General features: G+C 44.7%; 8 protein-coding genes, 9 tRNA genes and 3 rRNA genes. All 20 read right to left on the bottom strand.

The window, feature by feature from the left end:
- Positions 1-8: 8 nt before the first annotated feature.
- Positions 9-84, bottom strand: a tRNA-Ala gene (locus AA0017_RS18785).
- An 8-nt stretch (positions 85-92) separates the two neighbouring features.
- A tRNA-Pro gene (locus AA0017_RS18790) sits at positions 93-169 on the bottom strand.
- Positions 170-191: 22 nt separating this feature from the next.
- A tRNA-Arg gene (locus AA0017_RS18795) sits at positions 192-268 on the bottom strand.
- A 14-nt stretch (positions 269-282) separates the two neighbouring features.
- Positions 283-371 (bottom strand) — tRNA-Leu (locus AA0017_RS18800).
- A 13-nt stretch (positions 372-384) separates the two neighbouring features.
- Positions 385-459, bottom strand: a tRNA-Gly gene (locus AA0017_RS18805).
- An 11-nt stretch (positions 460-470) separates the two neighbouring features.
- Positions 471-552, bottom strand: a tRNA-Leu gene (locus tag AA0017_RS18810).
- A gap of 11 nt (positions 553-563) precedes the next feature.
- Positions 564-639, bottom strand: a tRNA-Lys gene (locus AA0017_RS18815).
- Positions 640-648: 9 nt separating this feature from the next.
- A tRNA-Thr gene (locus tag AA0017_RS18820) sits at positions 649-721 on the bottom strand.
- Positions 722-730: 9 nt separating this feature from the next.
- Positions 731-806: transfer RNA gene (locus AA0017_RS18825), tRNA-Val, on the bottom strand.
- 10 nt (positions 807-816) lie between these two features.
- Positions 817-932: ribosomal RNA gene (rrf, locus tag AA0017_RS18830) — 5S ribosomal RNA — on the bottom strand.
- A 120-nt stretch (positions 933-1,052) separates the two neighbouring features.
- Positions 1,053-3,993 (bottom strand): 23S ribosomal RNA (locus AA0017_RS18835).
- Positions 3,994-4,452: 459 nt separating this feature from the next.
- Positions 4,453-6,003, bottom strand: a 16S ribosomal RNA gene (locus AA0017_RS18840).
- The 16S, 23S and 5S rRNA genes sit together here with 9 tRNA genes alongside, the layout of an rRNA operon.
- A gap of 924 nt (positions 6,004-6,927) precedes the next feature.
- On the bottom strand, positions 6,928-8,427 hold the full coding sequence (gene lysS, locus AA0017_RS18845) for a lysine--tRNA ligase (protein WP_413376940.1): 1,500 nt from the start codon (positions 8,425-8,427) through the stop codon (positions 6,928-6,930).
- Between the two features lie 195 nt (positions 8,428-8,622).
- Positions 8,623-9,627 carry a tRNA dihydrouridine synthase DusB gene (dusB, locus tag AA0017_RS18850; protein WP_413376942.1) on the bottom strand — a complete coding sequence of 335 codons (1,005 nt, stop codon included), beginning with the start codon at positions 9,625-9,627 and terminating at the stop codon, positions 8,623-8,625.
- Between the two features lie 16 nt (positions 9,628-9,643).
- Positions 9,644-9,850 carry a helix-turn-helix transcriptional regulator gene (locus tag AA0017_RS18855; protein ID WP_413376944.1) on the bottom strand — a complete coding sequence of 69 codons (207 nt, stop codon included), beginning with the start codon at positions 9,848-9,850 and terminating at the stop codon, positions 9,644-9,646.
- Entirely contained in the window at positions 9,832-10,329 is a 498-nt protein-coding gene (gene folK / locus AA0017_RS18860) for a 2-amino-4-hydroxy-6-hydroxymethyldihydropteridine diphosphokinase (protein WP_413376946.1), read from the bottom strand. Before folK ends, AA0017_RS18855 begins: the two co-directional genes overlap by 19 nt.
- The gene (gene folB, locus AA0017_RS18865) at positions 10,322-10,690 is read right to left on the bottom strand and encodes a dihydroneopterin aldolase (protein WP_413376948.1); all 369 of its coding nucleotides are present in this window, start codon (positions 10,688-10,690) and stop codon (positions 10,322-10,324) included. Before folB ends, folK begins: the two co-directional genes overlap by 8 nt.
- Positions 10,683-11,459, bottom strand: coding sequence for a dihydropteroate synthase (gene folP / locus AA0017_RS18870; protein ID WP_413382717.1), 777 nt, complete (start codon positions 11,457-11,459; stop codon positions 10,683-10,685). The genes folB and folP overlap by 8 nt, the downstream gene beginning before the upstream one ends.
- A 72-nt stretch (positions 11,460-11,531) precedes the next feature.
- Positions 11,532-12,383 carry an aminodeoxychorismate lyase gene (gene pabC, locus AA0017_RS18875; RefSeq protein WP_413376950.1) on the bottom strand — a complete coding sequence of 284 codons (852 nt, stop codon included), beginning with the start codon at positions 12,381-12,383 and terminating at the stop codon, positions 11,532-11,534.
- Positions 12,368-12,964, bottom strand: a complete 597-nt coding sequence (pabA, locus tag AA0017_RS18880) for an aminodeoxychorismate/anthranilate synthase component II (RefSeq protein ID WP_413376952.1) — start codon at positions 12,962-12,964, stop codon at positions 12,368-12,370. Before pabA ends, pabC begins: the two co-directional genes overlap by 16 nt.

Here is a 12,964-nt window from a genome sequence, read left to right on the forward strand (position 1 = left end):
ATTTTTTTTGGTGGAGCCTAGCGGGATCGAACCGCTGACCTCCTGCGTGCAAAGCAGGCGCTCTCCCAGCTGAGCTAAGGCCCCATTTTAGATGGTCGGGAAGACAGGATTTGAACCTGCGACCCCCTGGTCCCAAACCAGGTGCTCTACCAAGCTGAGCCACTTCCCGTTTTATTCGTTTTAAAATATAATGGCGCGCCCTGAGAGATTCGAACTCCCGACCTTTTGATTCGTAGTCAAACACTCTATCCAGCTGAGCTAAGGGCGCTTATATATTTTAAATGGTGCCGAGGGCCGGACTTGAACCGGCACGGTAGTCACCTACCGCAGGATTTTAAGTCCTGTGTGTCTGCCAATTCCACCACCCCGGCTATTGACAACCTATGGAGCGGAAGACGGGATTCGAACCCGCGACCCCCACCTTGGCAAGGTGGTGTTCTACCACTGAACTACTTCCGCTCGTATATAAATGCGGGTGAAGGGACTTGAACCCCCACGTCATAAGACACTAGATCCTAAGTCTAGCGCGTCTGCCAATTCCGCCACACCCGCAAATTGTAAAATGGTGAGCCATGAAGGACTTGAACCTTCGACCCTCTGATTAAAAGTCAGATGCTCTACCGACTGAGCTAATGGCTCATCTTACGATGCCGGCCAGAGGACTTGAACCCCCAACCTACTGATTACAAGTCAGTTGCTCTACCAATTGAGCTAGGCCGGCAAAATTAAATGGTGGAGGATGACGGGATCGAACCGCCGACCCCCTGCTTGTAAGGCAGGTGCTCTCCCAGCTGAGCTAATCCTCCAAATATATCTGCCTGGCAACGTCCTACTCTTGCAGGGGGAAGCCCCCAACTACCATCGGCGCTGAAGAGCTTAACGGCCGTGTTCGGCATGGGAACGGGTGTGACCTCTTCGCTATCGCCACCAGACTTTTGACGTCCGATCCCCTATGAAGGGTCTCTTCGTCAAATAGACGTGATGTCTATTGAATTGTTGAGAGGATTCTCTCAAAACTAGATAATCGATAAAACATGATGTCAAGAATAATAATGGATAAGTCCTCGACCGATTAGTATCTGTCAGCTCCACGTGTCGCCACGCTTCCACACCAGACCTATCAACCTCATCATCTCTAAGGGGTCTTACTGGATTAACTCCATGGGAAATCTCATCTTGAGGGGGGCTTCATGCTTAGATGCTTTCAGCACTTATCCCTTCCACACGTAGCTACCCAGCGATGCTCCTGGCGGAACAACTGGTACACCAGCGGTGTGTCCATCCCGGTCCTCTCGTACTAAGGACAGCTCCTCTCAAATTTCCTGCGCCCGCGACGGATAGGGACCGAACTGTCTCACGACGTTCTGAACCCAGCTCGCGTACCGCTTTAATGGGCGAACAGCCCAACCCTTGGGACCTACTTCAGCCCCAGGATGCGATGAGCCGACATCGAGGTGCCAAACCTCCCCGTCGATGTGGACTCTTGGGGGAGATAAGCCTGTTATCCCCAGGGTAGCTTTTATCCGTTGAGCGATGGCCCTTCCATGCGGAACCACCGGATCACTAAGCCCGACTTTCGTCCCTGCTCGACTTGTAGGTCTCGCAGTCAAGCTCCCTTTTGCCTTTGCACTCTACGAATGATTTCCAACCATTCTGAGGGAACCTTTGGGCGCCTCCGTTACTGTTTAGGAGGCGACCGCCCCAGTCAAACTGCCCACCTGACACTGTCCCTGAACCGGATCACGGTCCGAGGTTAGAATGTCAGCACAGTCAGGGTAGTATCCCACCGACGCCTCCACCGAAGCTAGCGCTCCGGCTTCCAAGGCTCCTACCTATCCTGTACAAACTGTACCAACATCCAATATCAAGCTACAGTAAAGCTCCATGGGGTCTTTCCGTCCTGTCGCGGGTAACCTGCATCTTCACAGGTACTATAATTTCACCGGGTCTCTCGTTGAGACAGTATCCAAATCGTTACACCATTCGTGCGGGTCGGAACTTACCCGACAAGGAATTTCGCTACCTTAGGACCGTTATAGTTACGGCCGCCGTTTACTGGGGCTTCAATTCAGAGCTTCTCCCGTAAGGGATAACCCCTCCTCTTAACCTTCCAGCACCGGGCAGGTGTCAGCCCCTATACTTCGCCTTGCGGCTTCGCAGAGACCTGTGTTTTTGCTAAACAGTCGCTTGGATCTTTTCACTGCGGCTCTCTCAGGCTATTCACCTTAATAGAGCACCCCTTCTCCCGAAGTTACGGGGTCATTTTGCCGAGTTCCTTAACGAGAGTTCTCCCGAGCGTCTTAGAATTCTCTTCTCGCCTACCTGTGTCGGTTTACGGTACGGGCACCTCTCACCTCGCTAGAGGCTTTTCTTGGCAGTGTAGAATCAGGAACTTCGGTACTAAATTTCCCTCGCCATCACAGCTCAGCCTTCGCGAGAAGCGGATTTGCCTACTTCTCAGCCTAACTGCTTGGACGCACATATCCATCAGTGCGCTTACCCTATCTTTCTGCGTCCCCCCATTACTCAAACGGTGAGGAGGTGGTACAGGAATTTCAACCTGTTGTCCATCGCCTACGCTTTTCAGCCTCGGCTTAGGTCCCGACTAACCCTGAGCGGACGAGCCTTCCTCAGGAAACCTTGGGCTTTCGACGGAGGGGATTCTCACCCCTCTTTTCGCTACTCATACCGGCATTCTCACTTCTAAACGCTCCACCAGTCCTCACGATCTGACTTCGCTGCATTTAGAACGCTCCCCTACCACTTACACCTGAAGGTGTAAATCCATAGCTTCGGTGATACGTTTAGCCCCGGTACATTTTCGGCGCAGAGTCACTCGACCAGTGAGCTATTACGCACTCTTTAAATGGTGGCTGCTTCTAAGCCAACATCCTGGTTGTCTAAGCAACTCCACATCCTTTTCCACTTAACGTATACTTGGGGACCTTAGCTGATGGTCTGGGCTGTTTCCCTCTTGACTACGGATCTTAGCACTCGCAGTCTGACTCCCGAGGATAAGTAATTGGCATTCGGAGTTTGACTGAATTCGGTAATCCTGTGGGGACCCCTAGTCCAATCAGTGCTCTACCTCCAATACTCTCACCTCGAGGCTAGCCCTAAAGCTATTTCGGGGAGAACCAGCTATTTCCGAGTTCGATTGGCATTTCACCCCTACCCACACCTCATCCCCGCATTTTTCAACATGCGTGGGTTCGGGCCTCCATTCAGTGTTACCTGAACTTCACCCTGGACATGGGTAGATCACACGGTTTCGGGTCTACGACGGCGTACTCATTCGCCCTATTCAGACTCGCTTTCGCTACGGCTCCGCTTTATCAGCTTAACCTTGCACGACATCGTAACTCGCCGGTTCATTCTACAAAAGGCACGCTGTCACCCATTAACGGGCTCCAACTAGTTGTAGGCACACGGTTTCAGGATCTCTTTCACTCCCCTTCCGGGGTGCTTTTCACCTTTCCCTCACGGTACTGGTTCACTATCGGTCACTAGGGAGTATTTAGCCTTGGGAGATGGTCCTCCCGGATTCCGACGGGGTTTCACGTGTCCCGCCGTACTCAGGATCCACTCTGGAGGAAACGAAGTTTCGGCTACGGGGTTGTTACCCTCTTCGACGGACCTTTCCAGGTCGCTTCACCTACTTCGTTTCTTTTTGACTCCGTATAGAGTGTCCTACAACCCCAAGAGGCAAGCCTCTTGGTTTGGGCTGATTCCGTTTCGCTCGCCGCTACTCAGGAAATCGCATTTGCTTTCTCTTCCTCTGGGTACTTAGATGTTTCAGTTCCCCAGGTCTGCCTTCTCATACCCTATGTATTCAGATATGGATACCATCCTATTAAAGATGGTGGGTTCCCCCATTCGGATATCCCCGGTTCAAAGCTTACTTACAGCTCCCCGAGGCGTTTCGCCGTTCGTCGCGTCCTTCTTCGGCTCCTAGTGCCAAGGCATTCACCGTGCGCCCTTTCTAACTTAACCATTTTGGTTGCAAATCAACGTAAAAATAAATTTACCGTTGCTTTTGGCCAAATTTGACTTGCGATTTTCGATGAATCGAATCTCGTTGGTCGTATTATCAAAGGTTTGATATGAATTCTTGACATTCTCGTTCGTCTATCGTTATAGACTCCGATGAATTAATCATGTTTATCTTATTATCTAGTTTTCAAAGAACCACTTGGCTGCGAATCAACGGCGGATTTCTTCGTCCATTTCCTTCTTCCGATTCTCACGTGCTAAAGCACGCTCCGATTCTCCAGAATTTCATGTCCTCGAACTCCTTGTTGCTTCTTGCCAACAGACTTAGATGTTCGATATTCTCAAACGTCTTAGCTGTTTTAAATTTGAAAGATTAGCTCTTTCAAAACTGAACAAAAAGACCGAAGCGCCTTACACATCAAAGATGTATAAGTTCGACTAGAGTTAAATACTCCATAGAAAGGAGGTGATCCAGCCGCACCTTCCGATACGGCTACCTTGTTACGACTTCACCCCAATCATCTGTCCCACCTTAGGCGGCTGGCTCCAAAAGGTTACCCCACCGACTTCGGGTGTTACAAACTCTCGTGGTGTGACGGGCGGTGTGTACAAGGCCCGGGAACGTATTCACCGCGGCATGCTGATCCGCGATTACTAGCAATTCCGGCTTCATGTAGGCGAGTTGCAGCCTACAATCCGAACTGAGAATGGCTTTATGGGATTGGCTCGACCTCGCGGTTTTGCTGCCCTTTGTACCATCCATTGTAGCACGTGTGTAGCCCAGGTCATAAGGGGCATGATGATTTGACGTCATCCCCACCTTCCTCCGGTTTGTCACCGGCAGTCACCTTAGAGTGCCCAACTTAATGCTGGCAACTAAGATCAAGGGTTGCGCTCGTTGCGGGACTTAACCCAACATCTCACGACACGAGCTGACGACAACCATGCACCACCTGTCACTTTGTCCCCCGAAGGGGAAAGCTCTATCTCTAGAGTGGTCAAAGGATGTCAAGACCTGGTAAGGTTCTTCGCGTTGCTTCGAATTAAACCACATGCTCCACTGCTTGTGCGGGCCCCCGTCAATTCCTTTGAGTTTCAGCCTTGCGGCCGTACTCCCCAGGCGGAGTGCTTAATGTGTTAACTTCGGCACTAAGGGCATCGAAACCCCTAACACCTAGCACTCATCGTTTACGGCGTGGACTACCAGGGTATCTAATCCTGTTTGCTCCCCACGCTTTCGCGCCTCAGCGTCAGTTACAGACCAGAGAGTCGCCTTCGCCACTGGTGTTCCTCCACATATCTACGCATTTCACCGCTACACGTGGAATTCCACTCTCCTCTTCTGTACTCAAGTCTCCCAGTTTCCAATGACCCCTCGGGGTTGAGCCCCGATATTTCACATCAGACTTAAAAGACCGCCTGCGCGCGCTTTACGCCCAATAATTCCGGACAACGCTTGCCACCTACGTATTACCGCGGCTGCTGGCACGTAGTTAGCCGTGGCTTTCTGGTTAGGTACCGTCAAGGTGCCGACCTATTCGAACGGCACTTGTTCTTCCCTAACAACAGAGCTTTACGATCCGAAAACCTTCATCACTCACGCGGCGTTGCTCCGTCAGACTTTCGTCCATTGCGGAAGATTCCCTACTGCTGCCTCCCGTAGGAGTCTGGGCCGTGTCTCAGTCCCAGTGTGGCCGATCACCCTCTCAGGTCGGCTACGCATCGTCGCCTTGGTAAGCCATTACCTTACCAACTAGCTAATGCGCCGCGGGCCCATCCCGTAGTGATAGCCGGAGCCATCTTTTACAAAGAAACCATGTGATTCCTTTGATTATCCGGTATTAGCACCGATTTCTCGATGTTATCCCAGTCTACAGGGCAGGTTGCCCACGTGTTACTCACCCGTCCGCCGCTAACCTCTGGGAGCAAGCTCCCTTTGATTCGCTCGACTTGCATGTATTAGGCACGCCGCCAGCGTTCGTCCTGAGCCAGGATCAAACTCTCCGTTAAAGGATAAGCTGATTCGCTCATTTTTGCTGGCTAGCTTCAGCTTTCACTGAAGTTCCATTTCGCATTGATTTCTCAATGACTAACATTGACGAGATACCTTGTATCTCTTTAATTCGCTTGGCTTTTGTTCAGTTTTCAAAGAACTCGTTTCGCTTTAATAGCGACTTGATTATCTTAACATTTCTCAATCACTCTCGTCAACAACTTTTTTAATTTTATTTTTTAACTAAGTTGTTTTCGTTTTAGCGACAAGAAATAATATACCATTATTATTAGATAGGATCAATACCTTTTTACATAAAAATCGAAAAAAGTTTTATCTCGACGTTACTCTATCAAAACGGAATATATCAAACGACAGTCAAGATACCATTCACTACTTATTTAGAAAACATTTTTCAAAATGAAATCGGAAACCATCTAGTGATAAATTGTACTGAACATAAGAAATCCATGTTATCTATATTAACTCTTTTTAGCCCTTAAGACTAGCCTTGTTTCTCATAAAAATTATAATTTCCTTTTATCGCTCCTATTATCCAAACTAATCTAAAGAAAAATTGTTCAATTATCCATCAGCTCTTCACTACTGTTCATTCACCTTCTCGTGCCTATCTAAACATAAAAAAGTAGCGGCCCACAAGATCATAAGTATAGCTTTTGGCCCCCCCTCTTTCTATCCAATAAAGCAAGAGGAAAGGTGGGCACTTAACTAACTAGCTGACCCGTGGATTTCAGTCTATTCTATCCTTCCTATTGAAGTCGTCCCTATCCCGTCCGCTAAGTTTCACTTTTCTTTTTGCTTTAGAGCAAAAAAATTTCCTGCGTGACTCTTCTTTCTCATTAGAAAGCAAAAAAAGACCGCCCTCATAAGGTCATTCTCATGACCTTATGGGACAGTACCCTCTTTCAATTGCATTAAATTTATTCCGTTACGTCTTTTCCGCGCATTTGCGGGAATAGAAGAACGTCTCGAATCGACGGTGAGTTAGTTAAAAGCATAACAAGACGGTCGATACCGATCCCTAAGCCACCCGTTGGAGGCATGCCATACTCTAACGCTTCAACAAAGTCTTCATCCATCATATGGGCTTCATCATCACCTTGTTCACGTTCTACTAATTGTTGCTCAAAACGTTGTCTTTGATCAATTGGGTCATTTAATTCTGAGAAAGCATTGGCATGCTCACGGCCCACAATAAACAACTCAAAGCGATCCGTAAAACGTGGATCTTCAAGATTTTTCTTCGCTAATGGAGAAATCGCGACTGGATGTCCATAAATAAAAGTTGGTTGAATTAAATTCTCCTCAACAAAATGCTCAAAGAATTCATTAACAACATGACCATAAGTCATCGTTTCTTTTACATGTACCCCATGTTTTTTCGCTAAGGCTCTAGCTTCCTCGTCGCTCATTTCTTGCCAGAAGTCAACACCCGATGCTTCCTTAACTGCATCAACCATATGAACTCTTTTCCATTCTGGTTTTAAGTCAATTTGATATTCACCATAAGTCACCGTTGTCATTCCAAGAACCTCTTCGGCAATATGAGCAATCACATTTTCCGTTAATCGCATAATGTCTTTATAATCTGCATACGCTTCGTAAAGTTCAATCATCGTAAATTCAGGGTTATGACGAGTTGATACACCTTCATTTCGGAAGACACGACCAATCTCATACACCTTTTCCAATCCCCCTACAATTAAACGTTTTAAATGAAGCTCAATCGCGATACGCATATACAGCTGCATATCTAATGCATTATGATGAGTCATAAACGGACGGGCAGATGCTCCACCAGCAATGGAGTGCATCGTTGGTGTCTCCACCTCTAAGAAGCCTTCTCCATCTAAATATCGGCGCATAGATTGTAAAATTTTACTTCTTAAAATAAACGTCTCACGCACATGAGGGTTGACAATTAAATCTACATATCGTTGACGATAGCGCTGTTCAACATCCTTTAAACCGTGGAATTTATCTGGAAGTGGACGCAATGATTTAGATAATAAATCAAAGTTGGTCACTTTAATCGACAGCTCACCTACTTTAGTTTTAAAAGCAGCACCTTTAATTCCAACAATATCACCAATATCAATTGTATTGAAGATCGCGTATTGTTCTTCACCAATTGCATCTTTTCGTACATAGATTTGGATTTGGCCCGTTAAATCTTGAATATGAGCAAATCCTGCCTTTCCTTTTCCTCGCTTAGTCATTACACGACCAGCTAAGATCACTTCATGCGATTCTTCTTCTAGCTCTTCTTTTGTTTTTTCTGAGAATTGATTAGCCATTTCAACGGCTGTATGTGTACGCTCAAACTTCCCACCAAATGGTTCAAGCCCTTGCTCTTCAAGTTGTCTTAATTTCTCTCTACGTACTTTCAATTGATCATTTAATTCCAGTTCTTGACTCACGACTCTTCATCTCCTCTTTTAACTCACATACTTACTACTAAAATACTTTATTAAAAACACTATTGCTCAATATGAAAAAAGTTATACACCTTCTATATATTCAATAGCATTTGCCACTGCTATGTAGAAAGACTGCTAGTTGATACCAGCAGTCTAATGATCTCACACGGATTATAGTGAAGTCTACAGAAAAAGTCAAACAGCACTCATTTCTTGCTGAGCCATTTGTTCTTCAACCTCTTCAACAAAAGCATATAACGTCTCGGCTACATGATCTCTTGTTTCAAATTGATTGATTTTGTCCCGTACTCTTCCGCTTCCTTTAAGCCCTTTTAAATACCACGCTGCATGTTTTCTCATTTCTCGAACCGCTACTGACTCACCTTTTAAATCAATCAGACGATCTAGGTGCAACATACAAACATCGATCTTCTCACGGGCTCCTGGCTCTGGGTGCAATACACCCTTTTCCAAATACTGAATCGTACGGTATAACATCCAAGGGTTCCCGAGTGCCGCACGACCAATCATTACCCCATCCACTCCAACTTCATCAAGCATACGACGAGCATCTTGTGGTGTTTTTACATCCCCATTACCGATGACAGGAATATTAATGGCGTCTTTTACTTCTTTAATAATATTCCAATCCGCTACTCCTTCGTACATTTGAACACGGGTACGGCCATGAACGGCAACCGCACTCCCTCCTGCACGCTCAACTGCACGAGCATTTTCAACCGCAAAAATATGATCCTCGTCCCAACCAATTCTCATTTTAACCGTTACGGGCTTTTTAACCGCATCAACGGTTGCCGCAACCATTTCATATATTTTATTTGGGTCAAGTAACCACCTCGCACCTGCATCACATTTTGTAATTTTAGGTACAGGACAGCCCATATTAATATCGATAATGTCAGCATTCGTATTTTCATCTACAAATTTTGCTGCTTCTACTAATGTTTCTTTTTCACCACCAAAGATTTGTAAACTTAATGGTTTTTCACGCTCGTCTACATATAACATACTTAATGATCTCGCATTTTTATGCAAAATCGCTTTATCACTAACCATTTCCGCACATACTAATCCAGCACCGAACTCCTTGGCAATCAGACGAAAGGCCGGATTACATACGCCCGCCATTGGAGCTAGTACGACTTGGTTTTTCATTTCAATATCGCCGATTTTTAACATAATAGATTCACCTCCATCATGAATCAATCTTTATATCTTCTTCTGTTATATTTAACGTCACAACAATACGTTCTATCAAATAATCATCTGGAACACGGTTTCCTCTTTCAATTTCACCAAGAACAGAGACAGATATACCTAATTCTTTTGCGAAGCTTTTTTGTGTATACCCCTTCAACTTACGAAAGGCTCGTATTTTTCTTCCTAAAAGTTCGGAATCCAACGCTTAACACCCTCTTTATCAGGTAAAGATTGAGCAATCTCTCCCACCGTTTTTTGTTGATTACATATAATACGATCAGGTTGCAAATCAGATAATGGTATCATAACAAATGCACGTTCAAACATTCTAGGGTGAGGAATTGATAAGTTCTCCACTTCCATATTCTCTTCATCATATAGTAGAATGTCAAGATCCAATGTTCGGGGTCCCCACCTCACATCACGCTTGCGTCCACACTCTAATTCTATCGACTGAGTTACTTCCAATAATTTCAATGGCTCTAAACTCGTTGAAATTTCGACGACCATATTCAAAAAAGGCTGTTGATCGACATAACCAACTGGCTCAGTTTCATAAATAGGTGATTGATTGTTTAGTTGAATATGCGTGTGCTCCTGAAGTAAAGCAAGAGCCTGTTTTAGATACTCTTGTCTATTGCCAATATTAGAACCAAGAGCAAGCAAAACTTTATTATCCATTTTCACGCTCCCTCATAATTTCAATGGCGACTGATTTGTAGTGTCCAGGAATCGGTGGATCTGGTTTAATCACTTTCACTGTACAAGAGTGAAGGTGCGAAAAGACCGCTAATAAAGACTGGGCAATATTTTCAGCGACTGCTTCTACCAACTTATATGGTTTCCCCTCCACAACTTCTTTTACTATGTTATAAGCATCCGCATAATTAATCGATAATTCTAAGTCATCTTCTTCGCCTGCTTTTTTTAAATCTAATTCTAAAATAAGGTCGACTTGAAACCGTTGTCCGAGCACTTGCTCTTCTTTAAAGACCCCATGGTATCCATAAAACGATAATTCATTTAAATAGATTTTATCCAATTCGAGCATCTCCTTTTGCAAGCATCGCATCCATCATTTTGGTCATTCTCATCATTTCTTTCACATCATGCACTCTTACAATTTGACAACCTTGTGCCACCCCATAGCAGACAGTAGCTCCTGTCCCTTCCATTCTTTCGTCAACGGGTAAGTTTAAGGTTTGGGCGATGAGTGACTTTTTTGATGTTCCTAATAAGACAGGATAGCCCATCGCTACGAACTCACTAAGGTGACGCATCGTCTTCAAATTCTCCTCATATGTTTTGGCAAAACCAATGCCCGGATCAAGAATAATATGTTCTTTTGGTACACCCGCTTGCAAACAAATATCAATACTTTCTTGTAAATCTTTTATCATATCTAAAATAAGTTCCTGGTATATACCATCTTCCCGGTTATGCATAAGAATAATCGGAACATTATATTGGACCGCTAACTCAGCCATTTTTGGGTCTTTTTTAGCTCCCCATATATCATTAATAACGGATGCCCCTGCTTCTAATGCCGCCTTAGCTACTTCTGATTTATAAGTATCAATCGAAATGGGCACATCGACTTCAGCAGCTACGGCTTTAATAACAGGGACGACGCGCTTAATTTCCTCTTCAATCTCCACATATTCAAAACCAGGTCGTGTCGATTCACCACCGATGTCTAACATATCGGCCCCTTCTGAGACCAGTTGTTTTGCTCTTGCTACCGCTCGTTCAATCCCATTGTATTTACCGCCATCAGAAAAAGAATCTGGTGTCGCATTTAATATTCCCATCACATATGTTCGGTCTTCCGCTAATAACGAACGATTCCTTTTTAATAAAGTATCCAAATTTCCTCACACCCCTTACAGCTCATAACGACTCCACAGCTTCTTTTGTTTGCTTAATTGGTATTCCCGCTCGAGCAGTTCAAACACGAGAGAGTCATCTATTTTGTTAAACTCTAAATTCAATGGTACAAGTTCCTGAATTGAATTCGTCATAAAGATTTCATCTGCTGCTTCTAGCTCATGTAATTGATAAAAGCCTTCTTTAACTTTAATGTTTGCTTTTCTTAACAATGTTATCACAAATTGCCGCGTTACCCCGTTTAATATGCCTGTCTCAACAGTTGGTGTGTATACTTGTCCATCCTTTACCCAAAAAAGATTCGACACTAGCCCCTCGGCCACATAACCTTCTTCCGTTAGAAAAACCCCTTCAACATCAGGGCTATTATGAGCCATTTCTCTTTTCGCTAAAAGGTTATTTAAGTAATGATGCGACTTTAAACGAAATCTTCCCTCAGGTGTATTTCTTCTAAGCGATAAAATCTCTACTTTTTTTGGTGTTGCTCTTTTTGCTGGCAAAGGTTTTACCAATACTGTTAAAGTCGGCTCCTTATATACGCCTGTAAAAAGCCCAACTTCTTGCGGACCAGCTGACACATTCCACCGCACATAAGCATCTTTTAATCGATTCGCCTTTAATAATTGTTGCAGAATGCTAACAGCCTCTTCCTTTTCCATAAACCAGTCAATGCCTATATGTTTTAACCCTTCTTGTAAACGGAGAAAATGGTCATCCAATAAAAATGGATGACCATCATAGATGGCAAATGTCTCAAATAATCCGACTCCGTAAAGATAACCGTGATCAAACACAGAAATCTTTGCTTCCTTGGAGTCAATAATTTGGTCATTTAAATAGATGTACATGATTGAGACTCCTTTGGATAGGCTTCAAGGAAGTTCTTTAATAATCGCTTGCCTTCATTCGTCATAATCGACTCCGGGTGAAATTGAACACCCTCTACAGCGAGCTCCTTATGGCGAATCGCCATGATCTCTCCTTCCGCCGTTTCGGCCGTCACTTCAAAACAATCAGGTAAGGTTTCTTTTTTGACAATTAACGAATGATAACGTGTCGCAACAAACGGACTTGGAATATCTGTAAATACGGTTTTTCCGTTATGAGTCACTTCGGATGTCTTCCCGTGCATTAAACGCTCGGCTCTAATCACATCGCCCCCAAACACTTGAGCAATCGATTGATGACCTAAACACACACCAAAAATCGGAATGCGCCCCGCAAAATATCGAATTGCCTCCATACTAATCCCGGCCTCATTCGGACTACAAGGACCAGGCGAAATCATTAAGTAGTCTGGTGCAAGTTCCTCAATCTCCGCTATCGTTATTTGGTCATTCCGTTTGACTATGAGCTCCTCACCCATTTCCCCTAAATACTGGACCAAATTGTACGTAAAAGAATCATAGTTATCAATCATTAAAATCAT

This window comes from Alkalihalobacillus phoenicis (assembly GCF_047302405.1).
In the GTDB taxonomy this organism is placed as follows: domain Bacteria; phylum Bacillota; class Bacilli; order Bacillales; family Bacillaceae_D; genus Alkalihalobacillus.